The 13,773-nt window shown below is 65.2% G+C and carries 16 protein-coding genes; 8 read left to right on the plus strand and 8 right to left on the minus strand.

Going from position 1 to position 13,773, the window contains the following annotated elements; translation table 11 throughout:
- Positions 1 to 62 precede the first annotated feature (62 nt).
- The 3 genes from HHL21_RS00735 to HHL21_RS00745 all read left to right on the plus strand — a co-directional run bounded on the left by HHL21_RS00735 (position 63) and on the right by HHL21_RS00745 (position 1,911).
- Complete coding sequence (locus HHL21_RS00735; protein ID WP_169463360.1) at positions 63 to 614, plus strand: NADPH-dependent FMN reductase; 552 nt, start codon at positions 63 to 65, stop codon at positions 612 to 614.
- Positions 615 to 629: 15 nt separating this feature from the next.
- Entirely contained in the window at positions 630 to 1,070 is a 441-nt protein-coding gene (locus HHL21_RS00740) for a VOC family protein (RefSeq protein WP_169463361.1), read from the plus strand.
- Positions 1,071 to 1,266: 196 nt separating this feature from the next.
- Positions 1,267 to 1,911 carry a phasin family protein gene (locus HHL21_RS00745; RefSeq protein WP_169463362.1) on the plus strand — a complete coding sequence of 215 codons (645 nt, stop codon included), beginning with the start codon at positions 1,267 to 1,269 and terminating at the stop codon, positions 1,909 to 1,911.
- Here HHL21_RS00745 and HHL21_RS00750 read toward each other — a convergent pair.
- The 3 genes from HHL21_RS00750 to HHL21_RS00760 all read right to left on the minus strand — a co-directional run bounded on the left by HHL21_RS00750 (position 1,891) and on the right by HHL21_RS00760 (position 2,992).
- A complete protein-coding gene (locus HHL21_RS00750; RefSeq protein WP_169463363.1) occupies positions 1,891 to 2,301 on the minus strand; it encodes an acyltransferase family protein in 411 nt (136 codons plus the stop codon). The two genes, HHL21_RS00745 and HHL21_RS00750, sit on opposite strands and share 21 nt — an antisense overlap.
- The gene (locus HHL21_RS00755) at positions 2,294 to 2,611 is read right to left on the minus strand and encodes a hypothetical protein (protein ID WP_169463364.1); all 318 of its coding nucleotides are present in this window, start codon (positions 2,609 to 2,611) and stop codon (positions 2,294 to 2,296) included. The genes HHL21_RS00750 and HHL21_RS00755 overlap by 8 nt, the downstream gene beginning before the upstream one ends.
- Positions 2,612 to 2,683: 72 nt before the next feature.
- Positions 2,684 to 2,992 (minus strand): RNA-guided endonuclease InsQ/TnpB family protein, encoded by a 309-nt coding sequence (locus tag HHL21_RS00760; protein WP_370659646.1) that lies wholly within the window; start codon positions 2,990 to 2,992, stop codon positions 2,684 to 2,686.
- Between HHL21_RS00760 and HHL21_RS22080 the strand changes: the two genes are divergently transcribed.
- A complete protein-coding gene (locus HHL21_RS22080; RefSeq protein WP_370659647.1) occupies positions 2,991 to 3,185 on the plus strand; it encodes a hypothetical protein in 195 nt (64 codons plus the stop codon). The genes HHL21_RS00760 and HHL21_RS22080 overlap by 2 nt on opposite strands.
- A gap of 75 nt (positions 3,186 to 3,260) precedes the next feature.
- Here HHL21_RS22080 and HHL21_RS00765 read toward each other — a convergent pair whose 3' ends face one another.
- The 4 genes from HHL21_RS00765 to HHL21_RS00780 all read right to left on the minus strand — a co-directional run bounded on the left by HHL21_RS00765 (position 3,261) and on the right by HHL21_RS00780 (position 7,177).
- Positions 3,261 to 4,232, minus strand: a complete 972-nt coding sequence (locus HHL21_RS00765; protein WP_169463365.1) for an FHA domain-containing protein — start codon at positions 4,230 to 4,232, stop codon at positions 3,261 to 3,263.
- Positions 4,229 to 5,671 (minus strand): S1 family peptidase, encoded by a 1,443-nt coding sequence (locus HHL21_RS00770; RefSeq protein WP_169463366.1) that lies wholly within the window; start codon positions 5,669 to 5,671, stop codon positions 4,229 to 4,231. The genes HHL21_RS00765 and HHL21_RS00770 overlap by 4 nt, the downstream gene beginning before the upstream one ends.
- Before the next feature lie 64 nt (positions 5,672 to 5,735).
- Entirely contained in the window at positions 5,736 to 6,383 is a 648-nt protein-coding gene (gene ribA / locus HHL21_RS00775; RefSeq protein WP_169463367.1) for a GTP cyclohydrolase II, read from the minus strand.
- A 92-nt stretch (positions 6,384 to 6,475) separates the two neighbouring features.
- Positions 6,476 to 7,177 (minus strand): pirin family protein, encoded by a 702-nt coding sequence (locus HHL21_RS00780; RefSeq protein ID WP_169463368.1) that lies wholly within the window; start codon positions 7,175 to 7,177, stop codon positions 6,476 to 6,478.
- Between the two features lie 150 nt (positions 7,178 to 7,327).
- On the opposite strand from HHL21_RS00780, the gene HHL21_RS00785 reads away from it, so the two are divergent.
- Together HHL21_RS00785 and HHL21_RS00790 are read left to right on the plus strand one after the other, a co-directional pair.
- Positions 7,328 to 8,317: an EAL and HDOD domain-containing protein gene (locus HHL21_RS00785; protein ID WP_169463369.1), complete on the plus strand. Its 990-nt coding sequence runs from the start codon at positions 7,328 to 7,330 to the stop codon at positions 8,315 to 8,317.
- A complete protein-coding gene (locus tag HHL21_RS00790; protein ID WP_169463879.1) occupies positions 8,310 to 10,490 on the plus strand; it encodes a putative bifunctional diguanylate cyclase/phosphodiesterase in 2,181 nt (726 codons plus the stop codon). Before HHL21_RS00785 ends, HHL21_RS00790 begins: the two co-directional genes overlap by 8 nt.
- A 34-nt stretch (positions 10,491 to 10,524) precedes the next feature.
- Here HHL21_RS00790 and HHL21_RS00795 read toward each other — a convergent pair whose 3' ends face one another.
- Entirely contained in the window at positions 10,525 to 10,740 is a 216-nt protein-coding gene (locus tag HHL21_RS00795) for a DUF3820 family protein (protein WP_169463370.1), read from the minus strand.
- A gap of 148 nt (positions 10,741 to 10,888) precedes the next feature.
- Here HHL21_RS00795 and HHL21_RS00800 point away from each other — a divergent pair, with 148 nt between their 5' ends.
- Together HHL21_RS00800 and HHL21_RS00805 are read left to right on the plus strand one after the other, a co-directional pair.
- Positions 10,889 to 12,295: a M16 family metallopeptidase gene (locus HHL21_RS00800; RefSeq protein ID WP_169463371.1), complete on the plus strand. Its 1,407-nt coding sequence runs from the start codon at positions 10,889 to 10,891 to the stop codon at positions 12,293 to 12,295.
- A 12-nt stretch (positions 12,296 to 12,307) separates the two neighbouring features.
- Positions 12,308 to 13,723, plus strand: a complete 1,416-nt coding sequence (locus HHL21_RS00805) for a M16 family metallopeptidase (RefSeq protein WP_169463372.1) — start codon at positions 12,308 to 12,310, stop codon at positions 13,721 to 13,723.
- The last annotated feature ends 50 nt before the right edge of the window (positions 13,724 to 13,773 follow it).

Here is a 13,773-nt window from a genome sequence, read left to right on the forward strand (position 1 = left end):
CGACACATCGATGCAAAAATGGTTACTATTGACGTTCTTCACGGACAGAGAAAAGGAACGTCATGGCAACCAGGAAGATCGCCGTCATCGTCGGCAGCTTGCGCAAGGAATCGTTCAACCGCAAGGTCGCCAAAACCCTGATGCTGCTTGCCCCGTCCACCCTGGAGATGGAGATCGTCGAGATCGGCCAGCTGCCGTTGTACAACCAGGATGACGACGACAACCCGCCCGCCACCTATGTCGAGTTCCGCGAGAAGATCAAGCAGTTCGACGGCGTCCTGTTCTGCACGCCGGAGTACAACCGCTCGGTGCCGGGCGTGCTGAAAAACGCGATCGACGTCGGCTCGCGTCCTTACGGCCAGAGTGCGTGGACCGGCAAGCCGTGCGCCATCGTCAGCGTGTCGCCGGGCGCGCTGGCCGGTTTCGGCGCCAACCACCACCTGCGCCAGTCGCTGGTGTTCCTCAACATGCCGGCCATGCAGCAGCCGGAAGCCTACCTCGGCAACATCGCCGGGCAGTACCACGGCGACCAGCTGACCAACGACTCGACCCGCGGTTTCATGCAGAAGTTTGTCGACGCCTTCGACACCTGGGTCGAACGCCACGCCGACTGACGGGCCGGAGGCAGTATGATCCAGATCCGCCACATCGACCATATCGTGCTGCGCGTCGTCGACCTCGACGCGATGATCGACTTTTACTGCGACGTCCTCGGCTGCACGGTCGAACGCCGCCAGGACGAGATCGGCCTGGTGCAACTGCGCGTGGGCAGCGCGCTGGTCGACCTGGTGCCGGTCGACGGCAAGCTGGGACGCCAGGGCGGCGCGGCGCCAGGCAGGGAAGGGCGCAACGTCGACCACGTATGCTTCCGCGTGGAGCCGTTCGACGAGGCGGCGATCCGCGCCCATCTCGGCGCGGCGGGCGTCGCCTGCGGCCCGGTCGAATCGCGCTACGGCGCCGAAGGCGAAGGACCGTCGGTCTACCTGCAGGACCCCGAGGGCAACATCCTCGAGTTGAAGGGGCCGGCATGGGCTCCTGGAACCAGTCAACCCGTGCCCAAACACGTTTGATACCTGTCAAGCCATGCGAGGTTTATGCGCCTAGCCTTGCAGTTCGTGTTGAAGACGAACTGCCTCGCCCGGCCTGACCGATGGCCACGGCTGTCTTCTCACTTCCCGTTGCGGACGGCACGCGGCGCGCCTTCACTGGCTGCGTGAGTTCCGCCTCCGCATTCATGTTCAAACCAACTAAATTGAGGCGACTCTAATGTTTCCATTTTCCCAGTCCGTTACCCCAGCAGTGCGAAGCCACCTGGAAGCACAGATGGCGTTCATGAACGACATGTCCAAATCGCTGTTCCGCTCATTCCAGCAACTCTGCGACCTGAATATCCAGCTGACCCAGACCATGCTCGAAGAAAGCGCGCTGGCCAGCAACTCGATGCTCACCGCCGACCGCCAGACCGAGGTGTTCAGCGCAGCGGCATCGCGCGCCCAGCCTGCGACCGAAAAACTGCGCGCATACCAGCAGCACATTTCGCGCGTCGCCGCCGACTCGCAGGTCGAACTGGCCCGCGTCGCCGAGCAGCACGTGCAGGAAACCACCCGTACCGCTCACGCGCTGGCCGACGAGGTAGCCCGCGTCGCAACGGATGAAACCGACCGCAACATGCGCAGCCAGCAGGAAACCATGCGCAAGTTCAGCGATCCGTTCCACACCGGCGACGGCCAGATGCGCGGCGATGGTGGCGCCCAGCGCGCTGGCGCCAGCATGCAGAGTTCGTCGCCAGGCAGCGCACAAGGCAGCTCGGGCGGCGCCGGCCAGGGCGACCTTCAGGGCAACATCCCTGTCCAGGGAGGCCAGTCCCAGGCAAGCAAGGGCAGCGCTACCTCAGGCGCGCGCCGCGAGTAAGCGGGACGCTGCGGCGATTTCTGGCTGCGGCCCTAGCCCGAACAGCGGCCGCAGCACAGGCACCCGGCGTACCAGTTCGAACATCCCGAAGCTGAGGCAAAGCGTCAGCACAGCCAGTACGACGGCCTCGGTGACGGGTGCGAGTCCGGCAGGCTTGAAGGAATGCGCCAGCACCACGATCAAGGTCTGGTGCAGGATGTAGACCGGGAACACGGCCTGCGTCAGGTAGCGGCGGGCTCCGTTGTCGGCATTGAGGTGGTGGTGTCCGAAGCCGCACGCCGCGACGATGGCGCTCCAGCCGCACAGCGTGTAGAGCACGCGCTGGACGTTGTACACCTGTTCGAGTACGGCGCGGCCGATCGCGAGGGCGGGCCAGCGGATATCATCCACGCGCGACCAGAACAGGCGCTGGCGCGCCAGCAGCGCGCCGAGTGCCGAGTGCGAACAGCACGAAGTAATGCGCGTGGTTGAACCAGTCGTCGATCAGCGCGTGGGTAGTTTCGAAGCGCGGCTGCAGGACCAGCCTGGCGATGGCCAGCACGGCGACCGGCAGCACGATGATGCGCCAGCCGGTCAGCCAGCGCGCGAGCGAGTCCGACCATATCGAAACCCGCGCTCCCGAAACGTGCGCGATCGCGGCGAACACCAGCGTGTACACCCACAGGTAGGCGACGAACCACAGGTGGTTCCAGGTCGGCATGATCAGGCAGTCCGAGCCGCGGCAGAAGCCGCCGTACGATGTGACATACAGCTGCTTGACATCGTCCCCGACCTAAACGTCGGGGATTCCTACAGCTAGCGTCGCACGTCCGCGACGGAGAATGTTTAGCGCAGCATTAAGATCACGATCATGTACCGCTCCGCAATCACAGCAACGCCATTCTTTCGCATGTTCAGTGAACATGCTTCCAAGGTCTGCGATACCTTTCGGCCGCGAATCGGGAACAGCGCCGCAATCCGAGCAGATCTGGGTGGTAAAGCTCTCGTTCACTTCTTCAAGCCAGGCGCCATGCTTAACAGCCTTGTACGCCAGTTGTGTGCGGAAGGACGACCAGCCGACATCGTAGACGGACTTCGCCATGCTGGTCCTGGCGAGCGCCGCTGCATTTGATATTTCCAACCACGATATAGTCGAACGCAGCGACGATGGCGCTGGTGCAGGTGTGCAGGTAGTGGCGGCGGCGATTTTTACGGGGCCCGAATTGCTGCGCAATTCGCAGTCGGCTCCTTTCACTCCTCGTCCTGAAGGACGAGGTTTCTCGGAGCAAATCTGATGAACTCATGCGTGGCCAGGCTTTGTGCGTTCGTTGGTTCCGGGATGATTGGGTTCGAATGATAGCCCATGATCCCTAGTCTTCCGCCGCTCGCTCGTCTTCGACATGCTTCAGGCGCTCGGCATCGATCCGCGCTTTCATCGCCGCGGCATCGGCCATGTACTCGTCGACAGTGCGATCAGGGCTTGCGCGCATCGCCGGCGGCAGCAGCAGCGGCATGTACAGCTGGTCCGCCACGCGCCCGCTGGCCTGCAGGTTGCCGACCAGCGTCAGCCCGGACCCGAGCAGCGCAAGAAGGGCGCAGCTGCTGGCGAAATAGCGCCTGCGCTGCGGCCGGACTGTCCCGAGGTGGAAGTACACCATGCCGGCCATCAGCGCGATCGCCATGTGCGTCCCGTAGCGCACCAGCCATTCAATCGACCATGCATAAGCGGCCATGCTCGACACGATCTTGTAGGCGGCGATCGCAGTCAGCCCGCAGCCGAAGATGAACAGGTGGCGCCCGAGGCGCGCGTGGCGCCCGAACAAACGGTTGGCGAACGCCCACATGCCGCCCCAGACCAATCCCGCCGCGACGCCGTAGGCCAGCGCCTGCAGATAGCGGCTCAGATGGAACGGCTGGACGTCGCTCAGCCACACGGTCAGCAGCGCGACCAACCCGATCAGCAGCATCCCGGCCAGTCCCGGCAGCGCGCCTTCCCAGCCGTGCATGGTGCGGTCGACCAGTTCGGCCGGCACCGGGAAGTCGGCGCCGCGCACGCGCAGGCTGGTGTGGCCCATGCGGATCACCGTGTCGCCGGTCAGCTCGATGCTGTGCTGGCGCTTGCCGCGCCAGACCACGCCGTTCCTGCTGCCGAGGTCGCGCAGCACCAGCCGCCCGTCTGCGTCGGCCTCGATCACCGCGTGGGATGGCGCGGCATGCGCGTCGTCGAGGATGAAGTCGTTGTGGTAGCCGCGGCCTAGCCGGATCGGCAGGCCGGCCACCTGGTGGCGGTGCAGGACGTCGCCGTTGCGGGCCAGGGTCTCGATGAAATAGGGCGCCTTCATCGTTTGGCGCCCCGTCCCAGCGCGGACAGGAAGGCGCGCGTGGCGCGCAGGCCGTTCTCGTACGACACCCCGGTGACGTCGAGCCGGCTTTGCAGGCTGGCGCGTGGGTCGTCTGTGCTGGCGGTCAGCAGGGTGAAGTTGTACAGGCCTTCGAACTTGCGGTAGGCGCGCACGCAGGTGACGGCGCGCAGCGGCAGGGTTTTGGTGGTGACGAAATGCTCGGTGCACTTGGGTTCGGTCAGGCGCGTGTCGCGCGCGCTGCCCAGCTTGTCGGTCTTGAACACGGTCGTCGCCAGCACCGCGAAGCGTAGCGGGTCGAGGCTGCTGGAGCGGATGTACTGGTGGATCATCGACACATGCCCGGTCTGCTGGGTTTCCGACACGAAGATCGCCGACTCCATCGAGCAGGCGATGGTGTCGGCATTGAAGGTCGCTTCGGCCTGCTCGTTGGAGCGCCCCCAGCAGCGTACCTGCCCCGATTCGCGCACCGGCACGTGGTACGGCCCCATCAGCTTGAGCGACAGCGGCTGGTCGAGCAGGCGGTCGATCATGCCGCGCTGGTGGCTCAGAAGCTGCTGGGCGATCAGCGGATTGAAGTCTTTGGGCGCGCGCGCCTGTGCCGCCACCTTGTCGAGCAATTCCTGGGCGTAGCGGATCGGCACCAGGAAGCTGACCAGTTCCCCATCGCGGCGGCGCGACACGTTGACCCCGGCCACCGTGCCGTCCGCCGTCACGCTGGGTCCGCCGCTCATGCCCGAATTGATCGGGCCGGTGAACATCAGGTGGTCGTAGAAGCTGCGCGTGACGATGCCGTTGTAGGCGCCTTCCGAGATCGCAAAGCCGAGGTCGAGCGGGTTGCCGAGCGAGTAGAGGTACTGGCCCTGGGCCAGCGTGGCTTTGGCCGGAATATTGAAGAAGCCGCTGCCGAAGCGGTCGACCCGCACCACGGCCAGGTCATGCAGCACGTCGACGGCCAGCAGTTCGATCGGGCCGCGCTTGCCGTCGGTATCGACGTATTCGCCGCTGTAGACGTCGGGGTCGAGCGCCATCTGCGACACCACGTGGTAATTGGTCAGCACGAGGTTGCCGGTGCCGACCAAAAAGCCGGAGCCGACCGTCGACTGGCTGCGCCCGCTTTTGAGCAGCATCCGGATCTGCAGCAGGTCGCCCTGGGCCGCCGAGTACACCAGCTGCGCCGCGGACGAGGGCGGCGGCAAGGTCGTGTTCTGGTCGGCTTCAGCCTCGGCGGCGGGCGGGGTGGCGCCCGGGGGCACTGCGGCAGGCGGAATCACGCCGGGCGGCACGGGAGCGGGGGGAATCGGGCGGGACGGGGTGGCCGCCGGCGCGGCGCGCCGATCGGCTGGGGCCGGGGCCGCTTGCTGCGCGGCCGCCAGCGCGCTGCCAAGGCACAGCAGCGCTGCGGTAATCGATCGTTTCATGCGCATCTTCCGGCAGGCCAGGCGTCGGACTAACTCACCTCCAGCTTATCGCATTTTGTGCCTGTTACAGTTGCCCGTCTTCGACCACGGCATCGAGCTGGGGCTGCATCATGTGGCCCAGCTTGGCTTCCTTGGTGTTCAGGTAACTGTTATTGAAGGCGTTGCGGTTCACCAGCAGCGGCACCCGATCGCTGACGGTGACGCCCAGTTTCTCCATGGCGTCGATCTTGCGCGGGTTGTTGGTCATCAGGCGCAGCGACTTGATGCCGAACTGGGCCAGCATCGGCTTGCACAGCTCGTAGTTGCGTGCGTCCGCGTGGAAACCCAGCTGCAGGTTGGCTTCGACGGTGTCGGCGCCGGCTTCCTGCAGGCGGTAGGCGCGCATCTTGTTGACCAGGCCAATGCCGCGCCCTTCCTGGCGCAGGTACAGCAGGATGCCGCGGCCTTCATCGGCGATCTTCTTGAGCGCGCCTTCCAGCTGGGCGCCGCAGTCGCAGCGCTGCGAGAACAGCACGTCGCCGGTCAGGCATTCGGAATGCACGCGCGCCAGCACCGGCGCGCCGTCGCTGATGTCGCCGAGGGTCATCGCCAGGTGTTCCTTGCCGGTCGAATGTTCCACGAACGCGTGCAAGGTGAACTGCGCCCAGGGCGTCGGCAGCAGGCACGAGGTGGTGTAGTCCAATATTTCTTCGGCAGCAGGGGTGGCAGGCATGGCTTGATCTCGAATCTATTTCTGTACCCGCAAGTGTAGCGGAAATCCGTCCCAACCGTCGGAGGCCCCCTCCATGGTTGCCCGGTGGCAGGCTAGTACGGCAGGTCGAACAACAGCACTTCGGCAGCTTGTGCTCCGGCAAGGCTGATGCGGTCCTCCCCGGCGATTTTCAGCGCGTCGCCGCCCGACAGCGCGGTGCCGTTGACGGACACGCTGCCGCGTATCACGTGCACGTAGGCGGTTCGCCCCGGGTCCAGCGCATGTTCGAGGCTGTCGCCCGGGTTCATGATGCTGGCGTAGAGCGAGGCGTCCTGGTGGACCAGCACCGAGCCTTCGCGCCCGTCCTTCGATGCAAGCAGCTTCAGCTTGCCGGTCTTGCTTTCCGCCGTGAAGTGCTTTTCCTCGTAGCTCGGCTGGATGTTGGTGACATTCGGCTGGAGCCAGATCTGCAGGAAATGCACCGGCTCGGCCTGCGAGCCGTTGAATTCGCTGTGGCGCACGCCGCTGCCGGCCGACATGCGCTGCACGTCGCCGTAATGCAACACCGACCCGGTGCCGAGGCTGTCCTTGTGTTCCAGCGCGCCCTCAAGGACGTACGAAATAATTTCCATGTCGCGATGCCCGTGGGCGCCGAAACCCTGGCCCGCCGCGACCCGGTCTTCGTTAATCACGAGCAGTGGGCCAAAGCCAGTGTGGCGCGGATCCTGGTAACTGCCGAACGAAAAGCTGTGTTTCGAATGTAGCCAGCCGTGGTTGGCGTCGCCGCGTTCGTCGCTCCTGCGTAACTGCAACATGGCATTTCTCCGTTTGTTGACGTTTTCACAAAGAATAGTATAAAAGCGAATTCGAAACGCTGCGCGCGCCCCACAAACTGTGTCAAATGTTGGTGTGAATTAACATTTTCCGAGTAACATGAGATTTCATTCTTACCGGTCCGGCATTCGATGAATTCTGCAGCTCCCGCGCCCCTGTTCTTTGTCCGCGTTCTTGCAAACCGCAATGGAACCCCTGCGGCGCTGCTGGCCGACGGCGCCGGCGATGCCGTCGCGCTGCTTGGGCTGGTGGAGTCAAGCGAGGGCCGGATGCTGCCGGCGGCCTTGCCGTGTTTTGTGCCGCCGGGGCTGCAACCGTCGTTGCGCGAGGCGTATGGCGAGGCGGGCTGGACGCAGGCCGACGCCAGCGCGATATGCCACACCAGCGGTTTGCTCGACCGCGCGCAGCTGCCTGGCGCCGCCAGATGGATCGACGGCGACTGGTACCTGGCGCCGCCCGAGAAGGCCAGCGGCGCCCAGGCCGCATCGCGCTCGCTGGCGCTGCAGCTGGTCCAGCTGGTCGGCGCCGACGCCGACACCCATGAAATCGAAGCGCTGCTGCGCCAGGATGTGGCGCTGTCCTACCACCTGCTGCGCCTGGTGAATTCGCTGGGGGTAGGGGGCGGGCGCAAGGTCAACAGTTTTGCGCAGGCTATCCTCATCCTCGGACGCCAGCAGCTGCGCCGCTGGCTCAACCTGATGCTGTTCGCGGCGCGCCAGGGCGACGTGCGCAGCGCCATGCTGCTGTCGCGCGTGGCCATGCGCGGGCGCGCCATCGAGCTGCTGGCGAAGGCTGGCGGCTACGACAAGAGCCTGCAGGAGCAGGGCTTCATGACCGGCATGTTTTCGCTGCTGGGCGTGTTGTTCGGCATGCCGCTGGCCGAGGTGCTGGCGCCGCTGGCGATCAGCAACGCGGTGCGCGCGGCGCTGCTTGAGCGCGAAGGCGAGCTGGGGGCGCTGCTGGCGCTGGTCGAAAGCGCGGAACGCGGCGACTTCGCCGACGTCTCCGCCAGGCTGGCCGGCTTGCAGATCAGCGCCGCCGATTTCAACGAAGCGGTGCTGGAAGCGGCCGCCTGGATGCTTGAGGTGGTAAAGGAGAACAAGGGTGGAACCAATGGCTGACCGCGCGATGGAACGCTGCCTTGCCCTGTTGCGCGGGGCACGCGTGCTGGAAGGGGAGGCGCTGACCCGTTCGCTGGATGAACTGGAAGCGGCGATCCTCGTGCTCGCCGCCGGCAAGGCCACGCCGGCAGGCCCGTGCGCTGTCAGCGTCGAACCGTTCGACCCGGATGAACCGGCCATCGTGCTCGACATGGCCGGTTACCTGACCGGCTGGAACACCGCCGCATCGACCCTGTTCGGCTACACCGCCGAGGAAGCGATCGGCCAGCACGTGCTGTTCCTGTATGCCGAGGGCGACGACGACGCCGATATCGCCGAACTGTTCCTCGAAGAAGGCAGCGACCTGATCGAAGTGCGCCGCCGTAAAAAGAACGGCGAGATCATCGGCGTGCGGCTGGCGCTGTCGCTGCTCAAGGACGACCACGGCGAGGCGAACGGCATGCTGGTGCACGTGTCGCCGATCGTCCAGGAGCTGGGCGACCAGGACAAGGTGCGCCTGCACGCGCGCATCATCGAAGACAGCGACCAGGGCGTCCTGATCACCGATTCGAGCGAACGTATCGTCTCGATCAACAGCGCCTTCACGCGCATCACCGGCTACGCGCCGGTGGAAGCGATCGGCAAGACGCCCGACCTGCTGCGCTCCGGCGTGCACGACGCCGAATTCCGCGCCAAGGTGCGCGCCGCGATGCGCGGCAGCGGGCCGTGGCGCGGCGAAATCGTCGGCAAGCGCAAGAACGGCGACCTGTTCCCGCAGTCGGTCACCATCAGCGCGGTGCGCGACGGCGAAGGGCGCATCACCCACACCTTCTCGCTGTTCTCGGACATCAGCGTGCACAAGGCGGCCGAGGCGCGCGTGCAGCGCATGGCCAACTACGACAGCCTGACCGGCCTGCCGAACCGCAGCCTGCTGACGCACCTGCTCGGGCAGGCCCTGATGGACGCGCGCCGCACCAACCAGTACGGCGCCCTGATGGTCGTCGAGATCAACCGCATGGCGGCGATCAGCGACACGCTGGGCCACGACGTCGCCAGCGAACTGCTGTGCGAGCTGGGACGCCGTTTCCGTCACTTGCTGCGCGACGCCGACATCCTCGCGCGCATCGACGGCAGCAAGTTCGCGGTCGCGCTGCCGCAGATCGACCGCCGCGAGAGCGCCGCCAGCGTCGTCAAGAAGATGCTGGCCGCGCTGGCGGTGCCGCTGGTGATCGAGGGCCATAACCTGCAGGTCAGCGCGAACATCGGCGTGTCGGTCTACCCGGAGGACAGCTCCGACGCCGCCTCGCTGATCCGCTGCGCCGACGTCGCGATGGCCAAGGCACAGGAAAGCGGCGGCGGCAGCTTCCTGTTCTACCGCGAGCAGATGGACCTGCGCGCCAAGGAAGACCTGATGCTGGAAGCGGAACTGCGCACGGCCGTCAACGAAGGCCAGCTTGAATTGCACTACCAGCCGAAAGTGAGCCTGCGCAGCGGGCGTATCGTCGGCGCCGAGGCGCTGATCCGCTGGCGCCATCCGGAACGCGGGATGATTTCGCCGGGCGTGTTCATCGCGCTGGCGGAGGAAACCGGCATGATCCACGACATCGGCACGTGGGTGCTGGAAGAAGCCTGCCGCCAGATCGGCGCATGGCGCAACGCGGGCCTGGTGATGCCGCCGGTCGCGGTCAACCTGTCGGCGCGCCAGTTCGACCGCCGCCTGCCGGCGCGCATCCTCGCGGTGCTCGACCGCCACGGCGTGCTGCCCGAGCAGATCATGCTGGAGATTACCGAGAGCCTGCTGGTGGGCGGCGCCGACAACGTCGTCGCGATCATGAACGAACTGGTGGCGATGGGCCTGGCGCTGGCGCTGGACGACTTCGGCACCGGCTACTCCAGCCTGGCCTACCTGAAGAAATTCCCGATCTCGACCTTGAAGATCGACCGCGCCTTCGTGGTCGGCCTGCCGCACGAGGAAAGCGACTGCGCGATCGCGCGCGCGATCGTCACGATGGCCAAGCAGCTGCGCCAGGAGATCGTGGCGGAGGGCGTCGAAACCGAAGAACAGATGGCCTTCCTGCGCGACCTTGGCTGCGACCAGCTGCAGGGCTGGCTGTTCAGCCCCGCAGTGACTGGCGCCGAGTTCGAGCGCATGCTGCGCGACGGCGACCGGCTCAGCGTGGCGCGCGCTGCCTAGCCCGGCGACGAACCCTGGCTGGGCCGCGCTCTCGTCAGCGGCGCCCGCGCAGCGGGTCGAGCAATCCCTTCAGGTCGTTGTGGTCCAGCTCGTACATCAGTTCGAGCAGCTCACCCAGTTCGCCCTTGGGAAAGCCTTCGCGCGAAAACCAGCCCAGGTAGTGGGCGGGCAGGTCGGCGATCACGCGCCCTTTGTACTTCCCAAAAGGCATTTCGCGCGTCAGCAGCAATGACAGGTGCTCGGGTTTCATTCGGATATATGTATATGTATGTCGAAAAAATATAGATGACCAAAAGCTATTCTTGGTAGGAACGCTACGGTAATATACCTCGCCGGGATGACCTTCGTGCCATCCGGTAGCCGGTAGTTCCTCGCCAAACGTCACCATGAGGTTTTCTATGCGTTTTCGCCATATCCCCATCCTGCTGGCGGGCCTTTCGCTGTCGCTGTCGGCGGTCGCCGCCACAGCCGACCGCTGGAAGCTCCCGGTCAACGTCAAAAAACTCGATAACGGCCTGACCGTCATTGTCTCCGAAGATCACTCTTCGCCGACCGTCGGCGTCAGCGTGGTGTACCACGTCGGCATGCGCCTCGAGCCGAAGAACCGCACCGGCTTCGCGCACCTGTTCGAACACCTGATGTTCCAGGGGACGCCGAACGCACTCAAGGGCGTCTTCGACAAGACCATCACTGGCGGCGGCGGCAACAACAACGGTTCGACCCGCGCCGACTTCACCAATTACATCGAGACCGCGCCGGTATCGGCGCTCGACGCCATCCTGTGGCTCGAAGCGGACCGCATGAAGACCCTCGACTTCAACGAGAAGACGCTGAAGAACCAGCAGGACGTCGTCAAGGAAGAAATCCGCGTCAACGTGAAGAACCAGCCATACGGCGGCTTCATGTGGATCGACATCGGCCAGCACGCGTTCCAGAAGTGGGAGAACAACCACGACGGCTACGGCAGCTTCCAGGACCTCGAAGGCGCCAGCCTGGAGGACGTGCGCAACTTCCACCGCGATTACTACGGTCCGAACAACGCGGTGCTGTCGATCGCGGGCGACGTGACGCCGGCCCAGGGCTTCGCGCTGGCCAAGAAGTATTTCGGCGATATCGCCAAGCGTCCGACCCCGAAGCCAGGCGACTTCACCGAGCCGCTGAACACCGCCGAAAAGCGCGTCGAGCAAAGCGACACGCTGGCGCAGGTGCCGGCGATCGCCACCGCATGGAAGATGCCTGACCGCGGTAGCAAGGACCAGGCGCCGATGGCCGTGCTGGGTGAACTGCTGGCCGGCAGCGACGCGTCGCTGTTCTACCAGGGTATCGTCAAGGGCCGCGAGCTGGCGCTGAACGTCGACGCGCTGTACGGCCTGACCAGCCCATGGGAATACGACGGCCCGACGCTGTACACCGTGTTCTTCGTGTACAAGCCAACCACCAACGCGGACGCCATGCTGACTGCGATGGACGAGGAAATCGCCAAGGTCGTCAAGAACGGCGTCGATGCCGCGACCCTCAAGCGCGTCAAGACGCGCATGCTGGCCGACTGGAACGACTCGCTCGAAAGCTTCATCAACCGTGCCGACAAGCTGGCCAAGCTGCAGACGCTGTGGGGCGACGCCAACGTGGTCAACAAGATCCCGTCGTGGATCGAAGGCGTCACCTCGGCCGACCTGCAGCGCGTCGCCAAAAACTACCTGACCCGCGAAAACCGCACCACCATCGACCGCAAGCCGGTTGCCGCCGCCAAGCCAGCTGCACCGGCGCCAGCCGCAGCACCAGCGCCTGCCGGCGCCAAATCATAAAGGAGAGCATCAATGAAAAAACTGATGCTGGCATTGACCATTTCCCTGATGTTCGCGCCTTCGGCTTTCGCGGCCGGCGCCGACACCACGGCTGCCAATACCTTGCCGCCTTTCGGCAAGGAGAAAACCATACCGGCGCCGCAGATCGCCAAGAAGGTGCTGTCGAACGGACTTGAAGTCTGGGTCGTGCCGCGCAAGGGACTGCCGCGCGTCGACTACGTGCTGGCCGTGCGCGACTCGGGCCTGGCCGCCGACGACAAGAACCATCCAGGCTTCGCCAAGCTGCTCGCGGGCCTGCTCAACGAAGGCACCACCAAACGCGACTCGCGCGCGATCGCCGAACTGGCGCAGGGCTACGGCGGCTCGGTCGCCGCCAGCCCGGGCAACGACGGCATCACCGTGCTCGCCAATGCGGTGACGTCGAACGCCGGTCCAATGATGAACCTGCTGGCCGAAGTGGCGCGCATGCCATCGTTCCCGACCAAGGAAGTCGAGCTGGCCAAGGCCAACGCGCTGCAGGCGCTGCGCGTCTCCGAGACCACGCCGCGCTTCCGCGCCGAGCGTGCGATCAGCAAGGCGATCTATGGCGACCACCCGTACGGGAACACCACCGAAACCGCCGAGGCCATCACCAGCACCACCGAAGAACTGCTGCGCGCCGAACACGCAAAACGCTTCCGTCCGGAGCGCAGCCTGCTGGTGATCACCGGGCGCATTTCGCAGGCTGACGCGATGAAGTTCGCGCAGGCGGCGTTCGGCGACTGGAAGGGGCAGGGCGAGGCCGGTCCGGCAATCGCGCCATTCACCGCAGCGGCCAAGCCGGTGCGCCTCGTGCTGCAGCGCGACGGCAGCGTGCAGTCGACCCTGCGCCTCGGCGCACCTGGCATTCCGGCCAGCTCGGCCGACTACGTGCCGCTGCGCCTTGCCAGCACCATCCTGGGCGGCGGCTTCTCGAGCCGTGTGAATACCAACCTGCGTGAAGAGAAGGGCTACACCTATGGCGCCTCGGCCGGCGCGCGCACCATGCGCAACGGCGGCGGCATCGTCGGCGGCGCCGACGTGCGCAATGAAGTGACCGGCGCGTCGCTGACCGAGTACTTCAGCGAGTACCGCCGGCTTGGCGGCGACCTGGTTCCAGCCGACGAAATGAGCATGAACAAGCGTTACGTCGCAGGCACCTACTTGATCACCAACCAGCTGCAGCGAGCGGTTGCATCGACGCTGGCCAACAACTGGCTGGTCGGCCTGCCGTCCGAGTTCCTCGGCGAGTTTGTGCCGGCGATCCAGAAGGTCACGCCTGAGCAGGTGCGCGACATGGGCAAGAAATACTTTGCCCCTGAGACGCAGTCGATTGTGGTGGTAGGCGACGATGCAGCCGTCGCTCCGCAGCTCAAGCAGTTCGGCGACTTTACCGTCACGGCCAAGTAAGCGACTTAGCCCGCAAACAAACGGCCAGGGTAGCGATACCCTGGCCGTTT

Origin of the sequence: Massilia polaris (assembly GCF_012927275.1) — a bacterium.
Classification (GTDB): domain Bacteria; phylum Pseudomonadota; class Gammaproteobacteria; order Burkholderiales; family Burkholderiaceae_D; genus Telluria_A; species Telluria_A polaris.

What these genes read in the sequence shown, in the direction of transcription:
- HHL21_RS00740 (WP_169463361.1), top strand. Translation starts at nt 630, where the DNA reads ATGATCCAGATCCGCCACATCGACCATATCGTGCTGCGCGTCGTCGAC.
- HHL21_RS00800 (WP_169463371.1), top strand. Translation starts at nt 10,889, where the DNA reads ATGCGTTTTCGCCATATCCCCATCCTGCTGGCGGGCCTTTCGCTGTCG.
- HHL21_RS22080 (WP_370659647.1), top strand. Translation starts at nt 2,991, where the DNA reads ATGCTGGTCCTGGCGAGCGCCGCTGCATTTGATATTTCCAACCACGAT.
- HHL21_RS00805 (WP_169463372.1), top strand. Translation starts at nt 12,308, where the DNA reads ATGAAAAAACTGATGCTGGCATTGACCATTTCCCTGATGTTCGCGCCT.
- HHL21_RS00770 (WP_169463366.1), bottom strand. Translation starts at nt 5,671, where the DNA reads ATGAAACGATCGATTACCGCAGCGCTGCTGTGCCTTGGCAGCGCGCTG.
- HHL21_RS00760 (WP_370659646.1), bottom strand. Translation starts at nt 2,992, where the DNA reads ATGGCGAAGTCCGTCTACGATGTCGGCTGGTCGTCCTTCCGCACACAA.
- HHL21_RS00780 (WP_169463368.1), bottom strand. Translation starts at nt 7,177, where the DNA reads ATGTTGCAGTTACGCAGGAGCGACGAACGCGGCGACGCCAACCACGGC.
- ribA (WP_169463367.1), bottom strand. Translation starts at nt 6,383, where the DNA reads ATGCCTGCCACCCCTGCTGCCGAAGAAATATTGGACTACACCACCTCG.
- HHL21_RS00755 (WP_169463364.1), bottom strand. Translation starts at nt 2,611, where the DNA reads ATGCCGACCTGGAACCACCTGTGGTTCGTCGCCTACCTGTGGGTGTAC.
- HHL21_RS00795 (WP_169463370.1), bottom strand. Translation starts at nt 10,740, where the DNA reads ATGAAACCCGAGCACCTGTCATTGCTGCTGACGCGCGAAATGCCTTTT.
- HHL21_RS00765 (WP_169463365.1), bottom strand. Translation starts at nt 4,232, where the DNA reads ATGAAGGCGCCCTATTTCATCGAGACCCTGGCCCGCAACGGCGACGTC.
- HHL21_RS00745 (WP_169463362.1), top strand. Translation starts at nt 1,267, where the DNA reads ATGTTTCCATTTTCCCAGTCCGTTACCCCAGCAGTGCGAAGCCACCTG.
- HHL21_RS00735 (WP_169463360.1), top strand. Translation starts at nt 63, where the DNA reads ATGGCAACCAGGAAGATCGCCGTCATCGTCGGCAGCTTGCGCAAGGAA.
- HHL21_RS00790 (WP_169463879.1), top strand. Translation starts at nt 8,310, where the DNA reads ATGGCTGACCGCGCGATGGAACGCTGCCTTGCCCTGTTGCGCGGGGCA.
- HHL21_RS00785 (WP_169463369.1), top strand. Translation starts at nt 7,328, where the DNA reads ATGAATTCTGCAGCTCCCGCGCCCCTGTTCTTTGTCCGCGTTCTTGCA.